This window comes from Paraburkholderia sp. BR13444 (assembly GCF_040948755.1).
Taxonomy (GTDB): domain Bacteria; phylum Pseudomonadota; class Gammaproteobacteria; order Burkholderiales; family Burkholderiaceae; genus Paraburkholderia; species Paraburkholderia youngii.
In genome coordinates, this window is the sequence record NZ_JBFPKM010000003.1 from 709,029 (window position 1) to 734,961 (window position 25,933).

General features: G+C 62.3%; 24 protein-coding genes. 10 read left to right on the forward strand and 14 right to left on the reverse strand.

Annotated elements, in window-relative coordinates; translation table 11 throughout:
- Positions 1–4 precede the first annotated feature (4 nt).
- From AB3X95_RS12280 to AB3X95_RS12290, 3 genes are all read right to left on the reverse strand, one after another.
- Positions 5–1,252: an ABC transporter substrate-binding protein gene (locus tag AB3X95_RS12280; protein WP_368612795.1), complete on the reverse strand. Its 1,248-nt coding sequence runs from the start codon at positions 1,250–1,252 to the stop codon at positions 5–7.
- A gap of 188 nt (positions 1,253–1,440) precedes the next feature.
- A complete protein-coding gene (locus tag AB3X95_RS12285) occupies positions 1,441–2,532 on the reverse strand; it encodes a LacI family DNA-binding transcriptional regulator (protein ID WP_368621446.1) in 1,092 nt (363 codons plus the stop codon).
- A 191-nt stretch (positions 2,533–2,723) separates the two neighbouring features.
- The gene (locus AB3X95_RS12290; protein WP_176365344.1) at positions 2,724–3,878 is read right to left on the reverse strand and encodes a porin; all 1,155 of its coding nucleotides are present in this window, start codon (positions 3,876–3,878) and stop codon (positions 2,724–2,726) included.
- 846 nt (positions 3,879–4,724) lie between these two features.
- Between AB3X95_RS12290 and AB3X95_RS12295 the strand changes: the two genes are divergently transcribed.
- Together AB3X95_RS12295 and AB3X95_RS12300 are read left to right on the forward strand one after the other, a co-directional pair.
- On the forward strand, positions 4,725–5,033 hold the full coding sequence (locus tag AB3X95_RS12295) for a BON domain-containing protein (RefSeq protein WP_176121534.1): 309 nt from the start codon (positions 4,725–4,727) through the stop codon (positions 5,031–5,033).
- 347 nt (positions 5,034–5,380) lie between these two features.
- Complete coding sequence (locus tag AB3X95_RS12300; RefSeq protein WP_368621447.1) at positions 5,381–6,565, forward strand: endo-1,4-beta-xylanase; 1,185 nt, start codon at positions 5,381–5,383, stop codon at positions 6,563–6,565.
- Between the two features lie 40 nt (positions 6,566–6,605).
- On the opposite strand, the gene AB3X95_RS12305 is transcribed toward AB3X95_RS12300, so the two are convergent.
- The 3 genes from AB3X95_RS12305 to AB3X95_RS12315 form a co-directional block, all read right to left on the reverse strand.
- Complete coding sequence (locus AB3X95_RS12305; RefSeq protein ID WP_176365343.1) at positions 6,606–8,171, reverse strand: carboxylesterase; 1,566 nt, start codon at positions 8,169–8,171, stop codon at positions 6,606–6,608.
- A gap of 384 nt (positions 8,172–8,555) precedes the next feature.
- Positions 8,556–8,771 carry a hypothetical protein gene (locus tag AB3X95_RS12310; protein ID WP_368621448.1) on the reverse strand — a complete coding sequence of 72 codons (216 nt, stop codon included), beginning with the start codon at positions 8,769–8,771 and terminating at the stop codon, positions 8,556–8,558.
- A gap of 11 nt (positions 8,772–8,782) precedes the next feature.
- Positions 8,783–9,160 carry a hypothetical protein gene (locus tag AB3X95_RS12315; protein ID WP_176121532.1) on the reverse strand — a complete coding sequence of 126 codons (378 nt, stop codon included), beginning with the start codon at positions 9,158–9,160 and terminating at the stop codon, positions 8,783–8,785.
- 459 nt (positions 9,161–9,619) lie between these two features.
- Here AB3X95_RS12315 and AB3X95_RS12320 point away from each other — a divergent pair, with 459 nt between their 5' ends.
- From AB3X95_RS12320 to AB3X95_RS12330, 3 genes are all read left to right on the forward strand, one after another.
- Positions 9,620–9,916, forward strand: a complete 297-nt coding sequence (locus AB3X95_RS12320) for a hypothetical protein (RefSeq protein WP_176365342.1) — start codon at positions 9,620–9,622, stop codon at positions 9,914–9,916.
- Between the two features lie 166 nt (positions 9,917–10,082).
- Positions 10,083–10,559 (forward strand): helix-turn-helix transcriptional regulator, encoded by a 477-nt coding sequence (locus tag AB3X95_RS12325; RefSeq protein WP_176365341.1) that lies wholly within the window; start codon positions 10,083–10,085, stop codon positions 10,557–10,559.
- A 2-nt stretch (positions 10,560–10,561) separates the two neighbouring features.
- Complete coding sequence (locus tag AB3X95_RS12330) at positions 10,562–11,887, forward strand: type II toxin-antitoxin system HipA family toxin (RefSeq protein ID WP_176365340.1); 1,326 nt, start codon at positions 10,562–10,564, stop codon at positions 11,885–11,887.
- A 42-nt stretch (positions 11,888–11,929) separates the two neighbouring features.
- On the opposite strand, the gene AB3X95_RS12335 is transcribed toward AB3X95_RS12330, so the two are convergent.
- Complete coding sequence (locus tag AB3X95_RS12335; protein ID WP_176365339.1) at positions 11,930–12,607, reverse strand: FadR/GntR family transcriptional regulator; 678 nt, start codon at positions 12,605–12,607, stop codon at positions 11,930–11,932.
- A gap of 221 nt (positions 12,608–12,828) precedes the next feature.
- Between AB3X95_RS12335 and AB3X95_RS12340 the strand changes: the two genes are divergently transcribed.
- The 4 genes from AB3X95_RS12340 to AB3X95_RS12355 all read left to right on the forward strand — a co-directional run bounded on the left by AB3X95_RS12340 (position 12,829) and on the right by AB3X95_RS12355 (position 17,965).
- Positions 12,829–14,613, forward strand: a complete 1,785-nt coding sequence (locus AB3X95_RS12340) for a gamma-glutamyltransferase family protein (RefSeq protein WP_368621449.1) — start codon at positions 12,829–12,831, stop codon at positions 14,611–14,613.
- A gap of 68 nt (positions 14,614–14,681) precedes the next feature.
- Positions 14,682–16,109: an MFS transporter gene (locus tag AB3X95_RS12345; RefSeq protein ID WP_176121526.1), complete on the forward strand. Its 1,428-nt coding sequence runs from the start codon at positions 14,682–14,684 to the stop codon at positions 16,107–16,109.
- 39 nt (positions 16,110–16,148) lie between these two features.
- Positions 16,149–16,712 carry a GAF domain-containing protein gene (locus AB3X95_RS12350; RefSeq protein ID WP_184227013.1) on the forward strand — a complete coding sequence of 188 codons (564 nt, stop codon included), beginning with the start codon at positions 16,149–16,151 and terminating at the stop codon, positions 16,710–16,712.
- A complete protein-coding gene (locus tag AB3X95_RS12355; RefSeq protein ID WP_368621450.1) occupies positions 16,709–17,965 on the forward strand; it encodes an MFS transporter in 1,257 nt (418 codons plus the stop codon). The genes AB3X95_RS12350 and AB3X95_RS12355 overlap by 4 nt, the downstream gene beginning before the upstream one ends.
- 100 nt (positions 17,966–18,065) lie before the next feature.
- Here the strand turns inward: AB3X95_RS12355 and AB3X95_RS12360 are convergent, their stop codons facing one another.
- From AB3X95_RS12360 to AB3X95_RS12390, 7 genes are all read right to left on the reverse strand, one after another.
- Positions 18,066–18,401, reverse strand: coding sequence for an RcnB family protein (locus tag AB3X95_RS12360; RefSeq protein ID WP_176121523.1), 336 nt, complete (start codon positions 18,399–18,401; stop codon positions 18,066–18,068).
- Between the two features lie 236 nt (positions 18,402–18,637).
- Positions 18,638–19,897: an arginine deiminase gene (gene arcA / locus AB3X95_RS12365; protein ID WP_176111563.1), complete on the reverse strand. Its 1,260-nt coding sequence runs from the start codon at positions 19,895–19,897 to the stop codon at positions 18,638–18,640.
- Positions 19,898–19,947: 50 nt separating this feature from the next.
- Entirely contained in the window at positions 19,948–21,369 is a 1,422-nt protein-coding gene (locus tag AB3X95_RS12370; protein WP_368621451.1) for a basic amino acid/polyamine antiporter, read from the reverse strand.
- 377 nt (positions 21,370–21,746) lie between these two features.
- A complete protein-coding gene (locus tag AB3X95_RS12375; protein ID WP_176121521.1) occupies positions 21,747–23,090 on the reverse strand; it encodes an ATP-binding protein in 1,344 nt (447 codons plus the stop codon).
- Entirely contained in the window at positions 23,087–23,827 is a 741-nt protein-coding gene (locus tag AB3X95_RS12380) for a response regulator (RefSeq protein WP_176111560.1), read from the reverse strand. Before AB3X95_RS12380 ends, AB3X95_RS12375 begins: the two co-directional genes overlap by 4 nt.
- Positions 23,828–23,834: 7 nt before the next feature.
- On the reverse strand, positions 23,835–23,957 hold the full coding sequence (locus AB3X95_RS12385; RefSeq protein ID WP_260332259.1) for a hypothetical protein: 123 nt from the start codon (positions 23,955–23,957) through the stop codon (positions 23,835–23,837).
- Positions 23,954–24,325 carry a GFA family protein gene (locus tag AB3X95_RS12390; protein ID WP_176121520.1) on the reverse strand — a complete coding sequence of 124 codons (372 nt, stop codon included), beginning with the start codon at positions 24,323–24,325 and terminating at the stop codon, positions 23,954–23,956. Before AB3X95_RS12390 ends, AB3X95_RS12385 begins: the two co-directional genes overlap by 4 nt.
- A 563-nt stretch (positions 24,326–24,888) precedes the next feature.
- Here AB3X95_RS12390 and AB3X95_RS12395 point away from each other — a divergent pair.
- Positions 24,889–25,932, forward strand: coding sequence for a patatin-like phospholipase family protein (locus AB3X95_RS12395; RefSeq protein ID WP_368621452.1), 1,044 nt, complete (start codon positions 24,889–24,891; stop codon positions 25,930–25,932).
- Position 25,933: the final 1 nt, after the last annotated feature.

Here is a 25,933-nt window from a genome sequence, read left to right on the forward strand (position 1 = left end):
CCGCTTAACGGCGGACCCGATGGGCGATCTGGTCCTGCGCTTCCTGCAGCGCGGTATGCACGTCTGCGCCATCGTCGACGACCTTGTCGAGCGCCGAGTGCACCGCTTCCTCGGCGACCTGGTCGAACTTGCTGCGCTGGATCGCCGGGATGTGCGATGCCGCATCACGCCAGATCAAACGCGCCTTCTCGTCGCCGAGGAACGCGACCGGCTCGGCGAAGAACGAATCGGTCTGCGCGGAGAGCAGCGACGGGAATGCGTCGATCGAACGGAACGAGGCGAGCTGCGTTTCCTTGCGGGTCGTCAGGAACTTGATGAATTCCCACGACATCGGCTTTTGCGTCGCTTTCACCGGAATCGACCAGAACGTGCCACCGAACGATGCGTACGCGTTATTCGGCAGATTGGCCGCGCGCCACAGGCCCTTCGTGTCCGGTGCGATCCACGACGACAGGTGGCCGCCGAGCCATGCGCCCATCATTTGCGTTGCGACGGTGCCGCGCTTGAAGCTCTCGGCCCATTCGTTCGACCACGGCGTGATCTTCGCATCGAGACCGAGCTCGCGCGCTTTCTTCGCGAGTTCGAACGCCTTCACGAAACGGGGTGACGTGACGATAGGATTGCCGGCCTTGTCGAAGTACACGCCGTCGCCTTCCTTCAGGTCGGCGCGAATGTAGATGTCCTCGATATCACGCGACGATGCCATCAGGTACGCACCCGTCGCCTTCTTGATCTTCACGCCGGACGCCAGATACGAGTCCCACGACTTCGTCAGATCGGCTTCGGTCACGCCCGCCTTGTCGAGAATGTCCTTGCGATAGAACAGCGTGCCCGGACCGATATCGGCCGGCATGCCGACGATCGAGCCGTCCTGCGTGGTCGCCTGCGCGAACGTGTAGTTGATGAACTGGCTCTTGTACTGGCCCGCGCTATACGGCGCCTTCGACAGATCTTCGAGACCGCCGCCCGCCGCAAAGCGGCCGATGAAGCCGACCTCGACCGCCATCACGTCGGGCAGATTCGAGCTCGTCGCGAGAGCGGTGGTCATCGCGTTGTGGTGATCGGCGATCTGGAGCGACGACACCTTGACGTCGACGTCCGGATGCAGCTTCTTCCACTCCGGCAGCGCGTCCTTGATTTCCTGATCCAGCTTCGGAAAGACCGCGACGTTCAACGTGGTGTTGGCGTGCGCGCCGGCTGCGGCCAGGCTGAGCAGAACGGCGGCGGCAGAGCCTGAAAAGCGGAATTTCATTACTCGTCTCCTAAAAAAACCTGTTTGAACTGCATTTGATGAATACCCGGTTGCTGCGACCTACTTCCCCTGTTGTCTTTGTTGCTGCTTTGCTTGGTACTGCTTTGCTTGGTGCCGAATGTGCTGCTGAATCTCTGCTTGACTGCCGATACCTGAAAGCGCTTTCACGCCGAGGCGAAAAAAATCCGCTACACATGCGTATCCCCCTGCTCTACCGGCGGGGTGATTCGCCGCGTGGTTTCACGCGTCACGAGCGTGAGCGGGATCGGGCTGAGTGCGATCGACTGCTTGCGGATCATTTGCACGATGCCCTGCGCGGCGAGTCGGCCGATTTCATAAGTCGGCTGGCGAACCGTCGTCAAAGGCGGCGTCATGTACGACGAAGTCGGCAGGTCGTCGAAGCCGACCAGCGACACGTCGTCCGGCACCCGCACGCCGCGGCGGAACATCGCGAGGCGCGCGCCGTACGCGGTCTGATCGTTTGCGCAGAACACCGCGCTGAACGATGGATGGCGCGCCATTAGGCGCTCCATCGCGGCGACGCCACCCGTTTCGAGGTAATCGCCCTGCTCGACGAGGTCGGCATCGAAGCCGATGCCCGCTTCCTCGAGTGCGGTCCGGTAGCCGACGAGGCGCTCGATCGCATCCTCGTGACTGGCCGGACCGGCGATGAACGCGATCTCGCGATGGCCTTGCTCGATCAGATGATGGGTCGCGTCGCGCGCGCCCTGCATGTTGTCGATCGGCAGGCCCGCGAGCGTTGCGCTGTTGTGCACCGAGCGGCCCAATACGAGCATCGGTGCGTGCCGCGAGTAGTCGGTCAACGTCGACTCATCGAGTTGAGCGTGCAGCAGGATGATCCCGTCGACGCGCCGCGCGATGAACTGCTCGAGGCGCGCCTTTTCGTCGGCGATGTTCCAGCGGCTGCTCACGAAGATCGGCGTGAAGCCCGGCTCGGAAAGCGACTCTTCGATACCGCGCAGCCACTCGGCGTAAAACGGGCTCGATACGGCCTGTGTCAACACGCCGATCGTTTCGGTCCGCCCGCTCGCGAGACTGCGCGCGAGCACGTTCGGCCGATAGTTGAAACGCGCGATTGCCTCCTCCACCGCCTGCTGCTTGGCGGGAAGCACGCGCGCAGAACCGTTCAGGATCCGCGATACGGTGCTCGGAGAAACGCCGGCCGCGCGCGCGATGGCCTCGAGCGTCACGTTGGGCGCAACGGGTACGTTGGGTACCTTGGGCGCGCCGGGGTTGTCGTTTGAGCCGTCGTGGGTCATGAGTTCTGCCTGAATCCTGTGATGAAAGCGCTTTCAGATATGGAGAAACGCAGTCCGTCCGATGAGGAAATCGAAAAAGCAGCCGATGCGACGAGGGTGGAGGAGGCGTCGCACCGGCCTCTCTATGAAAGAGAAAGAAACAGTCCTTGAAACAAAGAGATCACTACGATTGCTGATCAGGCAACCTCAACTCAGAACGAATGCATGATCCCGGCGAAGACACCGGTCTGGCTTTGACCATAGTTCGGGTTGCTGTTCGACGACGTGCCCGTCACCGGATTGAAGTTGTTGTTGCCGTACGGCCCGTTGCCGAGGTTCAGGTTCGACGTCGAGCTGTTGTGCACATAGCCCGCTTCCGTGTACAGGAACGTGCGCTTCGACAGCGCGTACGTGCCGGCGAGCGTGAACAGCGTCGCGTTGCCGTTCCCGTTGTTCGCGTTCGCGTGGTAGACCGCGGCCGTCAACAGCGTGGGTGCCGTGACCTGCCATGCGGCGCCAAACCATTCGTGGTTCACGCTGGTCGGCGCGCTCACGCCGAGCGGCTGCGACGCATTGGTCACGCCCATGCTCGCGTTGGTTGCGTCAGGCGCGCTCAGGTGCTGGTAGCCAGCGTACAGCTTGACCGGACCGAGCACGTACGTACCGCCCGCGAGAACGTAGCGCGAAGCGGAGTACACGTTATTGAACGTGCCGTTGGCGCCGCGCACTTCGTCGTAGATCACCCGGAAGTCGCCCGAGCCCCACGTGTAGATACCCTCAACCGCATTCGTACGACCCTGGCCGGTCGGCACGCCCGCCGCGTTGACCGGCGCCGAGTTCCAGCTCGTGTTGTTGGTCAGCGAATACTGGCCCTTCAGCACGAGGCCGCCGAACAGCACCGGCGAGTTGTACTCCGCGCCGTTGCTGGTGCTCGTCCAGTTACGGCCGCGCACCAGGGTCGAGATCGCGTAGCGCTGCATCACCTGCGGGTCGGTGCCCCAGCTGTCCTGCGCCAGTTCGCCGGCGCCGAGGTTACCGATCTTGAACAGACCCCAGCTGTCGTTCGTAAAGCCCACCGTTGCGTGGCGGCCGAACAGATTGCCCGCCGATGCGCCAGTCATCGTATTGAGCTGACCCTCCAACTGGAAGATCGTCTTCGTGCCGCCGCCGAGATCTTCGGAACCGATGAGGCCGAACCACGAGCAACCCCAATCGCCGCTTTGGGCTGACCACTGGTGGCCGCCCGGAAGGCCGGTTTCAAACTGGATGCCGTTGTCGATACGGCCGTACAGGGTGACGCTGCTCTGCGCATGAGCCACCGTCGTCGCGGCTGCCATCACAGCCACAGCAATAAGCTTCTTCTTCATTTAGATATCCTATATATATTTTGGCGTCTCCAAGCCGCACAGGACGCACGCGTTCTCACACGTTTCCCCTCTTGCCGAAATGTTCGCGTCGTATCCGCATCACATTTCGAGGCGATTATAGGGATGACCTTGCGCCGCGCATCGAACTAACGGCTCAGGGAAAACGCTGTTATCGATAACAGTTGCGCGCCACCCGATCCCGCAGTAGCACTCTGCTTTGTGACCATTACCTGATGGTCACAAGCGTCGGAACTCCGTTTGAATTCACGAACCGAGACGACGCGCAAACCCGTCTCGCGCGTCGCTCAGCGCTCGCTTAACAAGGAAAGCGCACTCAAATGCAAGAAAAATGTCGCGCTTGTTGTTGCGAAGATGCAACGACCCGGCTCGCGTGCATTGACGGTTTGCGCTTGACGAACCGGCGTCGGAGCAGTCAGCAGCGGCGGACATTAGCGACTATCATCAATGCATACGATGCCGGGCAACGAGCCGGGCTCAGCCGCATTGCAGGCTGAGTGCGGGATTGTCAGCGCATCCGTCTGGCTCTCGCGCTCCCTCACGAACGCTCCAACCAGCTCCCATCCCTCGGCTCTCGCTGTTCCCCGCCACGCCGCGCCTGCGGCGTCCCGCTCGAACACGCTGCCCTTGCGAACTTTTCTGCGGGCGACGGCTTGACCGCCCAACGCCCCAAACTGGCCAAACCTCGACGCGCAATCGCGATAACCGCGACGCAAGCAGTGAAAGAGGGGTTTTGTCCAATGCACTTCCGAGGCCTCGCATTGAGTCGGACCGGAAGATTTGCCGGCGGATTTTGCCGGCACACCTTGGTGCTAATAAGGAGGTATCGTGAAAACAACCCTTGTTTCTACGCTCGCGTTGCTGATATCAGGCGCAATCGCGCCGGTTGCCTATGCCCAGGATTCGCAAGCCACCGACCAACAACTCGCTCATAGCGTGCGGGTTGCGGAGGCGCACAGCGGCGTCGGGATGTCACATGTGTTTGTCTTTGCCCACTCCGGGCAAATCATGCTGCTCGGATTTGTGCCCGAGCGGGAGCATGTCGCGCGTGCCGAACGGGCTGCGATGTCGGTGCCCGGTGTCACCTCGGTGGACAACCGGCTCACGCCCGACGGTGGCTCGTTGAACGGGCATTGAGATCGAACTGAATCGCGGCGCGCGGACGACGATTGAAGCAGACCCCGCGCGTTGAAGGGATTCGGTTTTCCTGTTCCGCCAGCCAGTTGGATTGGATGACGGGCGCCCTGTTTCGCACGGTCAGCCGCGCGGCCGGTTTGTGCACCCCAACCTGAAAGCGCTTTCATCCCGCGCCGGGTCAAACCGGTCGACTCGACGCTCATCTACCTTTCGTCATCACATTGATCTGTCGGGTAAATCCCTCATAGCGGGGACAAGTGACGCTGCTTAACATCCCACTGTTACCGATAACGTTACAATTAGTTAGAAAAGCAGCCGCGAACCGGCATTTCCACAGGAGACCAGGAGTGCGTCCTCTAAGGACCTCGATGCGCATGCTCTGCGCAGCCGCCACCATTTGTACGCTCACATGGACCGCAAGCTGCGCGCTCGACCAGGCGGCCGTCGCTCATGACGGCCCGCCGCTCGCCGCGGCGCCCGCCGAAACGCTGCCGCCTCTGCGCAGTGTGATGGCCGCGCACTTCAAGGTCGGCGCGGCGATCGAACCTGATTCGATCGACAGCCGCGCCGACGCGACGCTGGTCGCCGCTCAGTTCTCGAGCCTGACCGCCGAGAACAAGATGAAGCCGGGCACGATCGGCGTCGCGGAAGGCAAGTACGACTTCGAGCCGGCCGACAGGATCGTCGCGTTCGCTCGGGCGCACGGCATTGCGGTGCGCGGCCATACGCTCGTGTGGCACTTCAAGGCCGACGGCTGGACCGAGGCGCCGGACTGGTTCTTCGCGGGCGATCCGAAAGATCCGCACTATCGCGACATCGTCGTGAAGCGGCTCGATCGATATATAACCGACGTCGTCACACAGTTCCGAGGCAAGGTTTATGCGTGGGACGTCGTCAACGAAGTGATCAGCGATGATCCGCATCAGGTCTATCGCGAAGACAGTCCGTGGTATCGCGCTCTCGGCAAGGACTACATCGCGATCGCGTTCCGCGCGGCGCGCGCGGCGGACCCGGACGTGAAGCTCTATATCAACGAGTACAACACCGACGATCCGCGCAAGCGCGCAAAGCTGGTCGCCGTGATTCGCGACTTGCGAGCGCAGGGGGTGCCGATCGACGGTGTCGGGCATCAGATGCACATCAGCGTGAACTGGCCGCCACTGCCGAACATCAAGCAGGCATTCGACGATGTCGCCGCGCTAGGCCTCGAAAACCAGGTAACCGAGCTCGACGTGAGCCTCTATGCCGATCCGGGAGAATGCTGGAGCAATCCGCATGCGTGTCTGCCAGACCTCGGCCATCCGGTTCCGAACGACGTCATGCGTGCGCAGGCCGAGCGTTATCGCGCGGTGTTCGCCCTATTCGAGCAGGAGCCAAGCATCAAGGCGGTGACGTTCTGGGGCTACTCGGACAAGCACACGTGGCTGACGTCGGCGCCGGTGCCGCGCAACAACCTGCCGCTGCCGTTCGATGCGAACCTGAAGCCGAAAGCGGCGCTGTGGACGATCGTCGATTCGTCGTATCAGCCGTAACGTCGGTCCTCGCGCGGAAAAGCGGATGGCGATCCACACCTCAAGGCTCGTCCGAGCCGGCCTCCTCGAGCGCGTTCAGGTCTGCCGCGAAATCGTCGGGTGGACCGCCCGCCGTTTCGTGCGTGCGCGGCGGTGACTTGACCACCGGCGGCGGCATTTTGCCGATGCCTTCGTCGATCCGCTGCAGCAGATACGGGAAGAACGGATTCGACGCGATGCGGAACATCGAATCGAGCGTCAGAATCAGCGTGCCGCGTTCGCCGCGCGGCGCGAGCGTGCCGAGGTTCTCGTTGAAGTTCTCCGAATCGTCCGGCGCGATGCCGTACAGTGCGTCGGTGATCGGGAAAGGAATCGCCACGTGCGACAACGAGAAAATATCCTGTGGATAATCGATGTCCAGCGGCTTCTCGCGTTTTTGCACTTCTCCCGCATAAACGCTGCGCTCGACGGTATGCGCCGAATCCGGCGACACGTTGGCGATCACCGTCGTGCGATAGTTCTGCGGACCGATGCGCAGCAGTCGCGAGAGCGCTGTGTACGACGCGTTGCGTAGGAAGGTCCTGAAACGCACGCTGCGGTTCACGTCGAACAGCACGACTTCGCTGCCGTTCTCAGGCAGCTTGTCGTAGAGCAACGACATCACCGCCGGCGTGCTGACCGTAAAATCCGTCACCGACTGGAACGTCAGAATAGGCGGCAACGAATCGAGCCGGTTCTCGCGCTCGAGGCGCGCAATCTGTTCCTGAATCACGCTCGTGAGGAGATAGGACTGCCGCGCGCCATTTACAGGAAACGAGTTGTACTTGAACGGGTTGAACTCCGGCACGATGCCGAGCCACGCGGCGCGCGCGAAGGCCGGCAGCACCGCGGGCAATCCGGCGAGACCGGCAAAGCGCGCGTAGCGCGTAACGCCGATCATCGGCGAGATCAGCACGACGCGCGTCGGACGCGCGAGCGCGGGATTTTCGATCGCGTCGAGCGCATATTGCAGCGCGAGCGCGCCGCCGTTCGAAAACCCGACCAACTCGATCGGCTTGTCCGGCCCCACGCGACGTCGCGCTTCGCGTACCGCGAGCCGCGTGGCCGCGGTCCAGTCCTTCCAGTGCACGTCGGTGAGCCCCGCCGGCACCGTGCCATGTCCCGGCAAGCGGATGCCGATCGCGACGAAACCGCGATCGCGATATCGACGCGCGATATGCCGCATGCTGTACGGCGCATCCGTCATGCCGTGCAGCAGCACGACCGCACCGACGGGTGGGCCCGACGGTTCGAGAATGTACGAGCGATTCCAGTTTTCGGCGAAATTCCACGGAAAGATCGGCGAGCCCTCGTAATAACGGTTCGCCGCGATGCGCTCGGACGGCCGGATCTTATCGACGACATTGACGCGCACGGCTTCGAAAATCCGGTTTTCCGCCTTGATGTAAGCGTTCCAGTCGGCGGTGTTCATTTCTTCGACGGTCATTTCGCGCGGCACATAGGTGTGCCATACCGACAGCTCTGGCCCGCGCTGCGAATACCACGCACGTAGTCCCAATGCGAGCACCGCCAGCAGCACCAGAACCCATGCACTTATCTTTATTACCTTCAGCGACGTGCGCAGCATTCGTGTTCTCTTGATGAGATGAAGGTTGCACCGCGCGCAGGCTGCTCTCTGCGTGGTGTGCGCATGCCGTCACCGCGACGGCTTCCGGTGTGGATATCCTAAGGGCTTTTAATCAGCGGTTCAAACTTTGTCGTCCGAGCGCGCGGCGCTGCATCGACGAAGACTGTGTATGACCGGATGATTGGCGCGGCATGCCGGAGAGGCAAGATATGCCAGGCGCGAATGATTGCAAGAAGAGTTCCTTCAGCGACGCTTCCGAGCTCGCTTCGCCCGACGCCTATGTGCTGCCCATCAAGGCCACATCATCGGGCCGTGCGCGTCAATAACGAAAAGCCGGGACGCAATCCGTGTCGCGCCCCCGGCCTGCCTGCTCGCTGGCAATGACTAACGGCCGCGGATATTGCCGGCCACGCCGCCCGCCGCGCCGCCGATAATCGCGCCGGTCCACGCGTCGCCGCCAGAGATCGCCGCGATGCCCGCACCGGCGCCCGCGCCGAGTGCCGCGCCGCCTATCGTTCCCTGCGTCCGCGGGCTCATGTCCGTGCAACCGACCATCGCAGCCAGCGCGCCAATACTGACGATCCACCCAAGTCGTTTCATGATCGTTCTCCTTATTGATTTTTCTTCAGGCCGGGCACGACCATCTGGAACCAGAGGGTCTCGATCACCGGATGCTGGATCATCGTGGGATTGGCCGCGTAGTAGCTGTCGAGGCCTTGACGCACGCTGTCGAGTGTCTGGCCTTGCATGCCCTTGCCGAAGCGCTGCGCGATGTCATTGCTGTTCGCCGTGTTGCCGGCATAGGCGCGCTCGATGTCGATCACGTTCGAGATACCGACCAGATACGCTTTCTTCTGCTCGTCGGTCGACTGCATCCATTGCTGGCCCGTGACGATTGGAATGTTTTCCGCACGCGCGACGTTGCCCATCATTGCCAGCGACAGAAAAGTCACAGATAACAGCGTTCGCCATTGTGGTTTGCTTGCCATCACATACTCCAGGGAAGTTATGTTCTCCAGCGGCCGGCCGGCGACCGCATCCGGCGGTGTCGATCGCGTTATTTGGAAGAGTGGTCCGTGGGTCTCGTCGATTCTCCTTTCAGGTTCATCGGTCGGCGTGGTTCGCCGGTTCAGGTTCTATTAGCGTTGAGTCGTGTCAGCGAATAGACACCTTGATGGCAGAAAATCTCGTGACGGATTGGAGTGATTTGCACACATGCTGTGTGCGCGCAACGATTGGAATCGCGTTGGCATCGCCGCGTAACACACGCTATAGAGTCTACAGCCTTTTCTGCAATTTCCAAGCTCATTTCCGCTCGATGCACGCCGCGTGAAATTTGTGTCAATTTCATTCGACGAGCGAAACGAGTGCGATGCAATGCGCGTCAACATTCATCGGTTTTCCTGCGCTCGATTGGGCGCTGGCGATATTGCTAGCGATTTTTATCGATGGCTATTCAGTGTTCTATCCACGCAATCCGAGCACGGTTTCTTCTTCCTTTCGTGAATGTTCGTCTTCCTGATTGGATCGCATTAATTGAAAACGATGTGAATCTGTCGATTTACGTTCGAGACGCTTGTTCTGGCATTACATGCGATTTTCTATTGATGCGTTTGTTCATCATCTTCATCGGTGACCAGCGGATCCCAGGCCGTCGTCTGCCGGCTAACGGGGCTCCGGTCGATCACACCTTGCCTGCGGCGGTTGGCTGCGCAGCAGCGCAGGGGGTGGCGGCGCGCGATTGACCGTTAGTTGCGTGATGGCTAGCGTGAAGGGGACAGCGTTTCAAATGATTCCGCGCTCACCATCAACAGTCTTTAGCTTGTATTTACGAAATACAGGGTATAGACTGTATCCGCAATTTACAGGTTTTGACCTGTTACGCCGCCGCAGCCGAACCGGAGATCCACCGTGGACTACGCGATCAAGACACTGAGCCAGCTCAGACCAATCCTGCAGGGCTTCAGGAAGGCCGCCGGGCTCACTCAAACCGCGATGGCCGCCCATCTCGGCGTCACCCAACAGACCTACGCGCAACTCGAAGCGAATCCCTCGGCCGTCAGCGTCGAACGGCTCTTCAGGGTGTTACGGGTCTTGCAGGTCGATCTGAAGCTCACGCCGAGCGGATCGACGCAAAGCGTGGCCGTGGAAGACGCGCCGCCAGCCGCAGCAAAAGGCAACGCCATACGCGCCACGCGCGCGCAAGCTGCGGCGCAGCGCGCGGCGACGACATCGCCCGGCGAGGCCAGCGACCGCGCCGCAGCCCAGGCATCGGGCACCAGCGCCAAAGCGGCCAAATCCGCCAGCACCGCCCAAAAGCCCAAAGCGGTCAAGCCCGCCAAGGCAACCAAAGCGGCCAGCACGAGCAAGAAACGGGAGGACTGGTAAGCATGGCGCGCAGCACACCGAACCGTCTGAACCTATGGATGAACGGCCTGCGGGTCGGCGCCTGGGAAACGGCACGCAGCGCCGAACGTCTGACCTATGCCGACGAATGGATTGACGATCCGCAAGGACGCCCGCTATCGCTGTCGCTGCCGTTCACACCAGGCAATCAACCGTATCGCGGCCAGATCGTCGCCGACTATTTCGACAATCTGCTGCCCGACAGTGAACCGATCCGGCGCCGCATCGCCGCGCGCTACCGGACCGGCAGCACCGCGCCGTTTGCGTTGCTCACCACGCTCGGACGCGACTGCGTCGGCGCTCTGCAACTGCTGCCGCCGGACGAAGAGCCGAGCGACCTGACGAGCATCCACGGCCGCGAACTCAGCGACAGCGACATCGCGGCGCTGCTGCGCGGCACGACGACGGCGGCGCCGCTCGGGCAGCACGATCCGCTCGAAGACCTGCGTCTGTCGATCGCCGGTGCGCAGGAAAAAACCGCGCTGCTCCGTCATCACAACCGCTGGCTGCTGCCCGAAGGCAGCACGCCGACCACGCACATCTTCAAGCTGCCGCTCGGGCTCGTCGGCAACATGCGCGCCGATATGCGCACGTCGGTGGAAAACGAATGGCTGTGCTCGCAGATCGTCGAGGCTTACGGGCTCCCGGTCGCGCGTTGCGAAATCGCGCGATTCGACGAACAGAAGGTATTGATCGTCGAGCGCTTCGATCGACGTTTGTCGAGCGACGCCACGTGGATCGTGCGTCTGCCGCAAGAGGACATGTGCCAGGCCACTGGTACGTCGGCGCTGCACAAGTACGAGTCCGACGGCGGACCGGGCATCGAGGCCATCATGGAGATACTCGCGGGCTCCGCCCGCGCGACGACGGACCGCCGCAACTTCTTCGCGACGCAGTTGGTTTTCTGGCTGCTCGCCGCGACCGATGGCCACGCGAAGAACTTCAGCATCGCGCATCTGCCCGGCAATCGCTACGAAGCCACGCCGCTCTACGACGTGCTGTCCGCGCATCCGATCATCGGCAGCGGTGCGGGACGTCTCGCGGCGCAAAAAGTAAAACTGGCGATGGCGGTTCGCGGCAAGAACGTCCACTACCTGCTCAATCAGATCCAGCGCCGGCATTGGGTCGCAGAAGGACAGCGCGTGGGCTTTTCCGCCACCGATGTCGATGCGCTGATCGATCAGTTGAGCGCGCAAACGGAGACGGTGATCGATACCGTCTCGTCGCGACTGCCCCCCGATTTTCCGCTGGACGTGGCCGATGCGGTCTTCGACGGCATGCGCCGGTTGAACCGGAAGCTTGCGCAGTAAAACTCCGCCATCGCTTAACCAGTGCGCGGCGCCACGGCAACCTCACGCACGCCGTGGCGCCGCTGCATCGATCTTCGCCGATGCACGCCACTGCACACTCAGCAGATGCTCGCGCATGCATTGCGCGGCCGCGTCCGCATCGCGCGCTTTCAGCGCATTGACGATCACCTGATGCTGTTGTGCGAAAAACTGCCGCGTCTCCTGCGCGGACGTTTTCTCGCGAACCTCCGGCTTCACCCGCATGCCATTGATCACCTCCATCAAAGCGATCAACGCGGGATTACGCGTGGCATGTCCGATCAGCAAATGAAAACGATGATCCCATTGCTGCCACTCTTCGTCGTTTTTCGCGGCGGCATTTTTGCGTGCGCATTTCTCCAGTTCCTGCAGATCGTCCCCACTCGCTTTCGTAGCGGCCAGCGCGGCCAGCGCCGGCTCGAACAGCAGCCGCATTTCCGCGATATCCGCGGGACTCGTACCGGCGCGCAAGCCGCGCAGCGTCGGCGCAAACTTCAGCGGCCGCGCGCCCAGATAGGTGCCGCGGCCAACGCCGCGCCAAACGCGCCCCGACGCCTCGAGTGAAGCGAGCGCCGCGCGCAACTCGCGGCGGCTCACGTCCAGTTCTTCGGCGAGCTTTCGTTCGGGCGGCAGCGCGTCACCGTCCTTCAACTGATGGTCGGCGATGTAGTCGAGCAGCACACCCAGTACCGGTTTTTCCATGTCATTCCGTGAACCAATTTGTATTGGTCTCAACGATACCAGAATCGCAGCGACTTGACACGGCAGCACCCGGTGATTTTTGATTCGCTATACTAGCTCGCAACTCGCGGGTCAACACCGGGTGCAACCCGGCTTCGTTAGACTTACGCTTTCATTTTCTCCAGTCCAACCATTAAATATTGGTTCGACCGTTCGGAGCCGTCGTCGCCAAGGAGTCGCGCATGTCGTTTACAACCCGTCCAGAACTGATCGGCACCTTCGGCATGGTGGCCTCGACGCACTGGCTCGCGAGCGCATCGGCGATGGCGGTCCTCGAAAAAGGCGGCAATGCGTTCGACGCCGCCGCTGCCGCCGGCTTCGTCCTGCAGATCGTCGAGCCGCATCTGAACGGTCCGGGTGGCGAACTGCCGGTGGTGTTCTACAGTGCGCGCGAAGAACGCGTGCGCGTGCTGTGCGGACAGGGCGTGACGCCCGCGCGCATGACCATCGAGCGGATGCGCAAGATGGGCCTCGACGTGGTGCCGGGCACGGGCCTGCTGCCCGCGGTCGTGCCGGGCGCGTTCGGCGCGTGGATGGTGCTGCTGCGCGACTATGGCCAGTTGCCGCTCGAAGACGTGCTGAGCTATGCGATCGGCTACGCGGAAAACGGCTATCCGGTGCTGCCGCGCATGGCATCGTCGATTCTCGCGATTCAGGAGTTCTTTCGCACCGAATGGACGACCTCCGCCGAGCAATGGCTGCGCAACGGCGAGGCGCCGATGCCGAACCAGTTGTTCGCGAATCCCGCGATCGCCGAAACCTACAAGCGCGTCCTGCGCGAGGCGAACACACGCAGCGATCGCGCTGAGCAGTGCGAACGCGCGCGCGATGCCTTCTATCGCGGCTTCGTCGCCGACGCGATCGACCAGTACTTCCGTTCGACCGCCGTGCTCGACACCTCGGGCCTGCGCAACAGCGGCCTGCTCGATGCGGGCGACCTCGCGCGCTGGCAGCCGACCTACGAAGACCCGGTGTCGTACGACTACGCGGGCATGCGCGTGCACAAAACCGGCCCGTGGGGCCAGGGCCCGATGTTCCTGCAGCAGCTCGCGCTTCTGAAGGGCTTCGATCTCGGCGCGATGGACCCCCTCGGACCCGATTTCGTGCACACGGTGATCGAGTGCTCCAAGCTCGCATTCGCCGATCGCGAAGTGTTCTACGGCGACCCGGCGTTTTCCCATGTGCCGATGGACCTGCTGCTCAGCGACGCATACAACGGCGAGCGGCGTCGCCTCGTCGATCCGCGCCGCGCGTCGTTCGAATTCCGCCCCGGGCTGCTCGGCGACAGCGAACAACGCGCCGCGCGCATCGTCGCGAACGCCGGGCGCGAGCAGGCCGGCGGCTTCGGTCAGGGTGAGCCGACCTTCGCTCCACTGCCCGAATTGCGCGGCGACACCGTGCATCTCGACGTGGTCGACCGCTGGGGCAACATGGTGTCGGCTACGCCGTCGGGGGGCTGGCTGCAGGCATCGCCGGCGGTGCCGGGTCTCGGCTTCAACGTGACTACTCGCGCGCAGATGTTCTGGATGGAAGAAGGCCTGCCTTCGTCACTCGGCCCGGGCCGCCGCCCGCGCACCACGCTGTCGCCGACCCTCGTCACGCGCGACGGCAAGCCGTACGCAGCCTTCGGCACGCCGGGTGGCGACCAGCAGGATCAGTGGTCGCTGCAACTGTTCCTCAAGCACGTGCATGGCGGCATGAACTTCCAGGCCGCGGCCGATGCGCCGTCGTTCCAGACCGCGCACTTTCCCGGCTCGTTCTATCCGCGCGCGATGCAGCTCGGCAAGATGTCCGCCGAGTCGCGCTTTCCGGACAGCACGCTCGCCGAACTGCGCGCGCGCGGCCACGATCTCACTGTCGCGGAGCCGTGGGCGCTCGGCCGGGTCTGCGCGGTCGCGATCCGCAATGGTTTGATGCGCGGCGCGGCCACGCCGCGTCAGATGCAGGCTTACGCGATCGGTCGATAAGCGGCCCGAAGCGGCCATCAGCACAGAACGCGCGACCTCGTCGCGCGATTTCCTCAGGAGAAGTTGCCGTGTCCGCCGTCGCTGCCCGTCTTGAAAGACTTCCCCTATCGAGCTTTCACCGCAGACTGCTGCTGATCGGCGGGCTCGGGTACATGTTCGACGGACTCGATTCGTCGTCGCTCGCGTTCCTGCTGCCGGTCGTCAGCAAGCTGTGGCAATTGACGAGCGCGCAGACCGGACTGGTCGCGAGCAGCACCTACATCGGCTATTTTTTCGGCGCGTTCCTGTCGGGTGTGCTCGCCGACGTGATCGGCCGACGCCGCATCATGATGAGCGCGCTCGCCATCTATTGCGTCGCGTCGCTCGCGAGCGCAACCGCGCAAGACTGGCACACGTTCTTCGCATTGCGCGTCGTCGCGGGTTTCGGTTCGGGCGCGGAGACCGTCGTGATCGCGCCGTTTCTCGCCGAGTTCGTGCCGCGCCGCTATCGCGGCATTTTCTGCGGCGCGCTGGTCGGCTTCATGTCGTTCGGCTATCTGACCTCGTCGATTCTCGGCTTCGCGGTGGTGCGCAACTTCGCCGACGGCTGGCGCTATCTGGCGGTGATCACGTCGCTGCCCGTCGTGATGCTGCTGTGGTGGCGCCGCACGCTGCCCGAATCGCCGCGCTGGCTCGAAAGCCAGGGCCGCGCGGCCGAGGCGAACGGCATCGTCGGCCGCATCGAGGCGGCGTTCGTCGAGCGCGGCATTGCGCTTGCTCCCGTGAGCGCGGCCAACGCGCTTCACGCGGTGCCCACGCCGGCCTCGACGCCCAAGCGCGGCAACGCGTGGCGCAACGTGCTCGCGCTGTGGTCGCCGCGACTCGCGCGCACGACCACGGTCAGTTGGCTGATGTGGTTCTCGGTTGCGTTCGCGTACTACTCGTTCTTCTCGTGGATCCCGAGCCTGCTGGTCAAGGAAGGACTGACGATGACGAAGAGCTTCGGCTATTCGATCGCGATCTATGGCGCGCAGATTCCCGGCTACTTCTCGGCCGCGTGGCTCAACGAGAAGATCGGGCGCAAGGCGGTGGTCGCTTCCTACATGCTGCTCGGCGGGATCGCTGCGATCACGCTAGCGTTTTCTCACACCGGCATACAGATCATGACCGCGGGCATCGCGCTGTCGTTCTTCATGAACGGCGCATTCGCCGGTGTCTACGCTTATACGCCGGAAGTGTTTCCGACCGCGGTGCGCACCACGGGCACGGGTTCGTCGTCATCGTTCGGCCGCATCGGCTCGGTCAGCGCGCCGATTCTCGTCGGGCTCGTTTATCCGCTGTTCGGCTTTCTCGGCGTGTTCGCGATGACCACGACGGTGCTGGTGATCGGCGCATGCGTGGTGTTCTTCCTCGGCATCGAAACGCGCAACCGCTCGCTCGAAGATATCGAAGCGAGCGAACTCGAACCGGCTCACGACGCGCGAGGCCAGTTGAACTCCACCCGCATGCACGGCTGAATCGCACTGCGACTCTTTACATTTCCCGATCCAAACGCGATGCAAACGATGCAAGGCAACCTGACCGAATCCGCACCGCACGATACGCAGATGCTGGATATCGCGGACCTCGAACGCCTCGCGCTGGCGATGCGCGTGAAAGGCCAGCCACTTGAGCTGTTCCGCGCGGTTCACGCGGTGGCGGCAAAGGCGATAGGCCTGAGCCTGATTACGATCATGTCCTACGATGCGCAGCGACACGAGGTCGAACGGGTCTACACGAACATGCCGGACGTCTATCCACTGGGCGGCCGCAAAAGGAAGCAAGGCACCGCCTGGGCGCGGCAGATACTCCAGGAGCTGAAGCCGTTTCGCGCCGCCACGTCGAAAGGGATTCGCGAGGCCTTCGACGATCACGCAGTGATGATAGGTATGGGTCTCGGCTCGATCCTGAACATCCCGATCGCCTATGACGGCGTGTGCATCGGTACGATGAACCTGACGCACGAGGAAGGCTGGTACACCAGCCGCCATGAAAGCATGGGCCTGCTGATCGGCGCCTTCCTTGCCCCCGCTCTCATCAAACAGGGTACGCAATCCCCCGCTTGCGTCGCGCATTCATGAAAACACCATCCGATCTGCAACACTATCAAGCCGTGCCCCATCCGGCCGTCTCGCAAGGCCGCTGGGTGCTGGTCTTCGTGCTCGGCTACCTCGCGCTGATCGCCGATGGCGCCGACGTCATGATGTACGGCCTGACCCTGTCGCGCATCAAGGACGACTTCGGGCTGACCAACGTCGAAGCGGGCGCGCTCGGTAGTCTGACCTTGCTCGGCATGGCGATCGGCGGTATCGCCGGCGGGTGGGCGAGCGATCGTCTGGGCCGCGTGCGCGTCGTCGCGTGGGCGCTCGCGCTGTTCTCACTCGGCGCGGGGATGCTCGGGTTCACGCACAGCTTCTTCGAATTCGCGGCGGTGCGCTTCATCAGTTCGCTCGGCATCGGCTGCATGGTGCTGGTCACCACGCTGGTGGCCGAATACGTGCCGACCGAGCGGCGCTCGCTGGTGCTCGGCATGCTGCAAACCGGCATTTCGGCCGGCTATATCGTCGTGATCGCGCTCAGCAGCTGGATCCTGCCGCAGTACGGCTGGCGCACGCTGTACTACGTGTCGGCCGTGCCGGTGCTGCTCGCGTTCGCGATCAAGTTCGCGGTTCCCGAACCGGCCGCATGGCTCGCGAGCCGGGCCGCCGACCGCGCGAACAAGACGCGACTCGTCGACAATCGCTACGCGCAGATTTTCCGCGACCGCCAGGCACGCACGATGTTCATTCTGTGGACCTTCGCGTCGATCTTCGTGCTGTCCGGCTTTTACGGTCTGAACAACTGGCTGCCGACGTACCTCGAGAAAGAACTGCACATCAAGTTCAGTTCGCTGACCGGCTATATGATCGGCACGTACGTGGTCGCCTTCATCGGTAAGATCTTCGCGGGCTGGCTCGGTGATCGCTGGAGCCGGCGCGGCGTGTACGTGCTCGGCTGCATCGGTGCGGCGCTGTTTCTGCCCGTGATCATTTTCTGGCACACGCGCGACAACATTTCTACGCTGATGCTTTTCTTCGGCTTTCTGTACGGCGTGCCGCTCGGCACGATCGGCACGTTCATGTCCGAGAGTTTCGCGACGTCGGTGCGGGGCACCGCGGTGGGCGGCTCGTATAACCTCGGGCGCTTCTGTTCGGGGGCGGCGCCGATCGTCATTGGTTTTATCGCGACGCAGTTCTCGATCGGACTCGGCTTTCTTGTGGTCGGCGCGGTGTTCTTTTTGAGCGGCATGACTGCATTGTTCGTTCCTGACCGGCTATACGATACGCAACAGTGAATCAATAGCGACCATGACGAGATGATGTCGTGTCAAGGAAATGCCCAGGACCCAGCGCTAAATCCTGGTCGCCGGATTACCTGGGCATCAGGATGAAGCATTACTCGTTTCCGGCAACGATGTCGGAGATGGTCCAGTTGTTCGTCGTTACGAGCACATAATCGCCATTGACGCCTAGCCATTTATGCCCGCGCGGCGGCGCATTGAGGCCGTGTCCGCGCCAGTCATCCATCATGAAATTGTAATGACGGTATTCGGCCGGCACACGTTGGCCTTTATGCCAGTCACGATGCGGAATCGACGGCATCACCTGCTGACGGCCAGTACCGGCCATCTGGCCGCCCTCGTCCTGCGGCTGCGGTCCAGCCGCAATCGCGAACGCCGACACCCCGGCAAACGACAAGGCGACGAGTTGCGCAACAAAGCGATTATTCATGTTCGAACCTCCGTGCGGTGGAAGAAAGCTCCGGGCATTCACGTGATTGACGTGAAAAGTAATCGTCCAGCTACTCGCAGATTCATTAACTCGAACTTCATTGCAGCGATCGCTGGTCTATCGAACGTAATCCTTGCAAATCGCGAGATGCCAAATTCGATATTTCAGGCCTGCCTCTAAGTCGTTAAAAAGTATAGTAAAAGGAAGTTCGACTTCAAGCCGGACCGCCTGGCTGATCAATAGTCGACCGCATCGCGAATGATCGGGCAGGTCATGCAGTGACCGCCGCCACGTCCACGGCCCAGCTCCGCACCGACGATCGTAATCACCTCGATGCCCTGCTTGCGCAAAAGCGTGTTCGTGTACGTGTTGCGGTCGTATGCATAGACGACGCCCGGCGCCGCGCACACGAGGTTCGCACCGCTATCCCACTGCGTGCGCTCGCGCTGATAGTCGCTGCCGCCCGCCTCGACTACGCGCAGATGCTTGAGCCCGAGCGCCTCGGCGACGACATCGGTGAACGGCTTGTTTTCGGCGTGCAATTCGACGCCACTCGGATGACTGCTCGGCCGATACGAATAGGTGCGCGTCTTCGCCATGAAGTCCGGGGCCACCAGCACGCAATCGCGATCGGCGAACGTGAACACTGTATCGAGGTGCATCGCCGCGCGAATCTTCGGCATCGCCGCGACGATCACGCGCTCGGCCGCGCCCTTCTTGAACAGCGTTGCCGCCAGTTGACTGATGGCCTGACGCGAAGTGCGCTCGCTCATGCCGATCAGCACGACGCCCTTGCCGATCGGCATCACGTCGCCGCCTTCCAGCGTGGCGAGACCGTGATCCTGGGTCGGATCGCCCCACCACACGTTGACCTTGCCCGCGAAGTCGGGGTGGAACTTGTAGATCGCCGTGGTCAGGATCGTCTCTTCGTGACGGGCCGGCCAGTACAGCGCATTCAGCGTGACGCCGCCATAGATCCAGCAGGTCGTGTCGCGCGTGTACAGCGTGTTCGGCAACGGCGGCAGCAGATATTCGGTACCGCCCGCCGCTTCCTTCGCAACTTCCAGCGCCTTGCCGCCGTGCGCTTCCGGGAAGTCGTGCGTGGATAGCCCGCCAATCAGCGTTTCGGCCAGCTTGCGATTGTCGAGCCCTTCCAGATAGCTTCTCAATTCATCGATAAAGCCGAGGCCGACCTGGTTCGGCACCACCTGGTTGTCCAGAATCCATTTCTTGCCTTCGTGCACCGCGACCGTTTCGGAGAGCAGATTGTGCATCTCCACCACTTCGACGCCACGGTCGCGCATCTTCGTGACGAAGTCGAAGTGGTCGCGCTTCGCGTTCTCGACCCACAGTACGTCGTCGAACAGCAGTTCATCGCAATTGCTCGGGGTAAGACGCTGATGCGCGAGCCCCGGTGCGCAGACCATCACTTTGCGCAGCTGCCCGACTTCCGAGTAGACGCCCAATTCACCCGCTTTCGCGTCCGTGTTCGCCATGATGACCTCCTGAATATCAGTGGTGACCCGCTCTGTTCAATCTGATGTCGTTAGATTGTGATCCTTCCGGTTACGAGGGCGTAGATGCCGATGATCGCGCCAATGACGATGACGGTAAAGATGAACCAATCGGAAACGATGAAAACGTTCTTGCTCTGCTCTCGTCGCGCCCAAAAATAAAGAGCTGTGCCGGGCGCGTACAGCACCGCGGCAAGCAGAATGAATTTCAGGCCGCCCGCGAAGATCATGAATGCGGTATAGATCACGGCGATCGCGGCCATGATCAGGTCGCGCCGGCGCTCGTCGGCGCGAAGGTCGTAACCGTCGCCGCGATTCGCGTTCATGCATCCGAACAGCGCGACGAGCAGGTACGGAATCAACGACATCGCGCTCGTCAGATTCAACATCAGCGCGAATGCGTCGCGCGAGAAGTACGTGCTGATGACGAGCAACTGCACCACGATGTTGGTCAGCCACAATGCATTAGCCGGCGTCTTGTTGATGTTTTCCTTGCCGAAGATCGCAGGCATGTCTTCGGTTCTCGCCGCCGAGAACAACACTTCGGCGCAGATCAACGACCAGGCCAGATAAGCGCCGAGCACCGAAATCAGCAGACCTATGCTGACGAAAACGGCGCCCCAGTGACCGACCACCGCTTCGAGCACCGCAGACATCGACGGCTGCCGCATCGCCGCAATGTCCACGCGCTCGAGCACCGCATAAGGCAGCATCGTCACGAGCACCATCAGCGAGGAGACGACGATGAAGCCGAATATCGTCGATTGCCCGACGTCGGAGCGCTTCTTTGCATAACGGGAATAAACGCTCGCCCCTTCGATGCCGATAAACACGAACACGGTGACCAGCATCGTGGCCCGCACCTGCTCGAAGATATTGCCTTCGAGACCGCCGCCGTACAGGTTGGCCTGGAACAGATCCATCCGAAAGCCGAACAACAGGATCAGAATGAACACCAGGATCGGAATGATCTTGGCGACCGTAACAATACTGTTGATGAAGGCCGCCTGCTGCACGCCTTTCAGGATCATGTAATGAAATAGCCAGATGCCGATCGAAGCAACGACGATCGCGACGACCGTATTACCGTCGCCGAACACCGGAAAAAATGCGCCGAGTGTCGACTTGATCAGCACCCAGTAAGAAACATTGCCGATACAACTGCTGATCCAGTAGCCAAATGCGGAAAGAAAGCCCGGATAGTCGCCAAAGCCCGCTCTCGCATACGCAAACACGCCGGCGTCCAGTTCTGGCTTTCTTTCCGCCAGCGTCTGAAACACGCGCGCCAGCATATACATGCCCGTGCCCGCAATCAGCCATGCGATCACGGCGCCCAGCGGACCGGTGGCATCGGCGAAGGTACGCGGTAGGGAAAATATCCCGGCTCCGACCATGCCGCCCACGACCATCCCGGTGAGTTGCATTTTTGAAAGCTTTTGTGGAGTGGACGCCATTCGGATTCCTTTTTAGTGACCCAACACGGATCTGTAATCAGATTCGAACGAAACGTGTCTCTCGGCCAATCTTGCTGTCGATCAGCCGCGTTACTCTGCAACCACCACACGAAAAGAATGGTCTGTCCGTTGACGTTTGTCAATTTATCGCCGCTCGCATCGATAAATCGCATTCAATATCGATGATTTAACAATGATGCGACGTGTCGCATCACCAACGCGGTTTTCTCGAATGATGGGGAATCGCTGAAGCGAGCTGAAAATGTAGTCGCTCAGAACTACTGATAAGCAGCTGAGCGACAGCTCGAGATGACGCGCGAAAGTCATCGATGGTCCAAGCCTGATGACGCTTTCGCTGTGGCGGGGATTGGGTCCAACTATGACTCGCGCAACTTCCTCAACGTCAGCCGCGCTTCAAGACCGCCGCCAACGCGGTTGTGCAGCGTGAGCGTCGCGTCCATCGCGAGCGCGAGTTGCCGCGCGATCGCGAGCCCCAGCCCCGTGCCGCCCGTTTGACGATTGCGCGAATCTTCGAGTCGCACGAACGGCTCGAACACCGTCTCCAGCGACTCGGCCGGAATGCCGGGACCGCGATCGAGCACCGACACGGTCGCCTCGCCATCGTGCAACGCGCCGATCTCGATATGCGCGGCGCCGGCATACCTCAGCGCGTTATCGACCAGATTGCCGACGATGCGCTTCAACGCCTGTGGACGCAACCTCAGCGACTGGCCGAACTGGCCCTGCAGCGACACTTGCTGACCGGCGTCCACGTAATCGCAGACGAGGCTATCGAACAGTGCATCGGGATCGATGCGGCGCGGCACTTCGGTCGTGCCGTGCATCGTGCGCGCATACGTGACCCCTTCCTTGACCAGCGCCTCCATTTCCTGCAGGTCCTGGCGCAGCTTCGCGGCTTCGCTGTCGTCGTCCATCGTGTCGACGCGCAGACGCATGCGCGTGATCGGCGTCTGCAGATCGTGCGAAATCGCCGCGAGAATCTGCATGCGCTCGGTCATGTACGTGGCGATCCGATCCTGCATCGCGTTGAACGCGCGCGCGGCGCGCGCCACTTCGGACGGGCCGGCTTCGGGCAGACGGTCGGCCTTCAGGTCGGGGCCGAGCGTGTCGGCCGCGACTGCGAGCTGATTGAGCGGGCGCGTCGCGAGCCGCACCGCCAGCCAGCAGCAGGCGCCGAGCACGAGCAATTGCAGCGTCAGCACGAGCGGCAGCCAGCGCGACAACGGTGCGCCGGGCATCGGCCGCAGATCGATGGTGAGCGGCGTGCCGTCGCTCAGTTTCAAGTGCACCTGCAGACGCTCGCGATCGCCTGGCACCGCGTTGACGGTCAACGGATAGCGCGTGCCGATGCCGTCGCCGATCGATTGCGCGACGCGCGCCGACAGGCTTGCATCGACCGGTGCGCCGGCCACGCCCTCGCCGAGCACGAACTCGTAGCTGCGCCGCGCAAGCCGCGGCAGCCACTGGGCGCGCTCGTCGGGCGGTAGATGATCGAGCAGCGCGACCGAGCTCGCCACTTCGCGCTCGATATAGCCCATCATGATGTTGGTCATCGTCTGGTCGCGCTCGGTCATCGTGAGCCAGAACGACAGCGCCTGCGCGAGCGCGAGCCCGACGAACAGAATCACCGCGAGCCGCGCGAACAGTGTGCGCGGCCAATGCGGCCAGCGCAGCAACGACGGTGACGCAGAAACGTTCATTGCGGATCTCCGATCGCGGTGACCGCTGCCGAAAACACATAGCCCTCGCTGCGCAGCGTCTTGATGTAGCGCGGCTCGCGCGCGCCGTCGCGCAGGCGCTGACGCAGGCGGCTCACCATCAGATCGATCGAGCGGTCGAACGGATCGGCCTGGCGTCCCTGGGTCAGGTTCAGCAGCTGGTCGCGCGTGAGCACGCGCTGCGGGTGATCGAGAAACACGCGCAACAGACGGTACTCCGCGCCGCTCAACGCCACTTCGGTGCCGTCCGCGTCGAGCAGATGGCGCGCGGTCGTGTCGAGCCGCCAGTCGCCGAAGCACAGCATCGGCGCCGACTCCGTCACTTCCATGCCGGGCGGCAGCATGCGCGCGCGGCGCAGCACCGAGCGGATTCGCGCGAGCAGCTCGCGTGCGGCGAACGGTTTGGTCAGGTAATCGTCGGCGCCCATTTCGAGCCCGACGATCCGGTCCGCTTCCTCGCTGCGCGCCGTCAGCATCAGGATCGGCACCGCGCGGAACTTGCCCGCGCGCAGCTCGCGGCACAGCACGAGGCCGTCTTCCCCGGGCAGCATCAGGTCGAGCACGATCAGGTCGGGCGCGCCGTTCTCGAGCGCGGCGCGCATCTGGCGGCCATTGGCCGCGAGCGTGACGCGCACGCCGTTTTTCTCGAGATATCCCGCGAGCAGTTCGCGGATACCGCGATCGTCGTCGACGATCAGTACGTGGTCGGAGGTTTCCATCGACGGATTATCCGCCGCGGCGTTTGAGTTGCACGCCGCTCGATTGGATCAGTGAACACTGCAACGGATGCGCGAGTTCCGCCGCGAAGCCGCCCACGACGAACACGGCGATGGCAAACAGGCGTTTCATGCGTCCTCCAGCACGGAAAGACTCGCGCCGTCGGCCACGCTGGCTTCGAGCGCATAAGGATCGACCCCGTCGAGGCAGCCGATATTGACGCGCCATTGCAGCGGATCCCTGCGCGTCTGATGAAAAGGATAGATGCCGCAATGCTTGCAGAAGTAGTGTTTCGCGACCTTCGTGTTGAACTGGTACAGCGTCAGCGAATCCTCGCCACTCAGAATCTTCAGTTGACTCGCGGGAAAGGGCGGCGTCATCAGCGCGCCCTTGCGGCGGCACAGGCTGCAGTTACAGCGGCCGGCCGGAACGATTTCGGTGCGAACTTCGAACTTGACGGCCCCGCAGTGACAGGACCCTTGCAGCAACCCGGCGCTCATGGTGATCTCCGTGATTTGACGATGCCTGCTTTTATAGCCTGGTTCATCAGTCGAATTATGTCGTAATGTATCCGGCCGCCGAGACGATACATTACATTGCAATAAGCCGTGGCAATTAGCGCAAGGCGAAACAGCGAAGTTTAAGCGCGCGCGAATTAGCATTTAAGCGGCACGCGCAAAACGGATAATGCGGGTTGATTCATTGCCGCCGCATTGTCGGGCTCCCCCTGCAAAGATACTCCGCTTATCCATGATTATGTGAGCGCCTCGGCGGGGCGCGCCAGCCGGCCTCCTTACACGCTGTTTTTGACCTCGGCGTGACCAACCGGCTTTCTCTGTGCCGCCTGACTGGCCGGCATTGCCAGCCACAATCGCGCGGCGCCTCGAATACGCTTGACTTTTAATCACTAGCCACTTCCAATACCAATGGTGCAGTGCGATGCTTCGCCTCTGAAACACGCCTCACGTCATTCGGTAATTCAAAGCGTTGGCCAGCAGTTCATTCGTCCGCCGCGCATGCGGCGTCAGCTCGAAATGGAGCACTCCTCATCACGGGAGTCGTCTTGGCTGCAAGAAAAAACCAACCCTCTCGCCGCGAACCGGCCCTTATCGATCTCGCATTGCAGGGTGGCGGTTCGCACGGTGCTTTTACATGGGGCGTCCTCGACCGTTTGCTCGAAGAGTCGTGGCTGCAGATCGAAGGGATATCGGGTACGTCGGCTGGTGCGATGAACGCCGCGGTGCTGGTAAGCGGCTACCAGGTGGGCGGCGCGGCCGGCGCGCGCGCCGCGCTCGAAGCGTTCTGGCGGCGAGTATTCGAAGCATCGGTGTACAGCCCGTTTCGCCGCAGCCCGTTCGACGTATTGATGGGCCGCTGGACGCTCGACTACTCGCCGTTCTTCATCGCGATGGACCTCGCGGCGCGGATGTTTTCTCCGTACGACCTGAACCCGCGCGGCGTCCATCCGCTGGCGAAGATTCTGCAGGACTCTATCGATTTCGGGCATCTGCGCGACGCGCCGATCAAGCTGTTCATCACAGCGACGCGCGTGCGCACGGGCCAGGCGCGTGTGTTTCGCAATGGCGACCTGACGCCCGACGTGCTGCTCGCTTCCGGCTGCCTGCCCACGCTGTTCCAGGCCGTGCAGATAGACGATGAATACTACTGGGACGGCGGCTACGCCGGGAATCCGACCATCACGCCGCTGGTACGCGAATGCACGTCGAGCGATACGCTGCTGATCCAGGTCAATCCCGTCGTGCGGGATGAAACACCACGCACCGCGCGCGACATCATCAGCCGCCTGAACGAAGTCGCCTTCAACGCGCCGCTGCTGAAAGAGCTGCGCATGATCGCGCTGCTGCGGCGCGCCGCGGACGCCGGCAGCGACGAAGGCCGCCATTGGGCGGCGATGCGGATCCATCGGATCTCGAGCGAGCTGATGACCGAACTCGGCTACTCGTCGAAACTGAACGCCGAGTGGAGCTTTCTGACGATGCTGCGCGACGAAGGCCGACGCGCCGCGGACGCGTTCCTCATCGAGCACGCCGATTCGATCGGCGTGCGCTCCTCGCTGGATTTCGACGCGTTGCTCGAGGGAGTCTGAC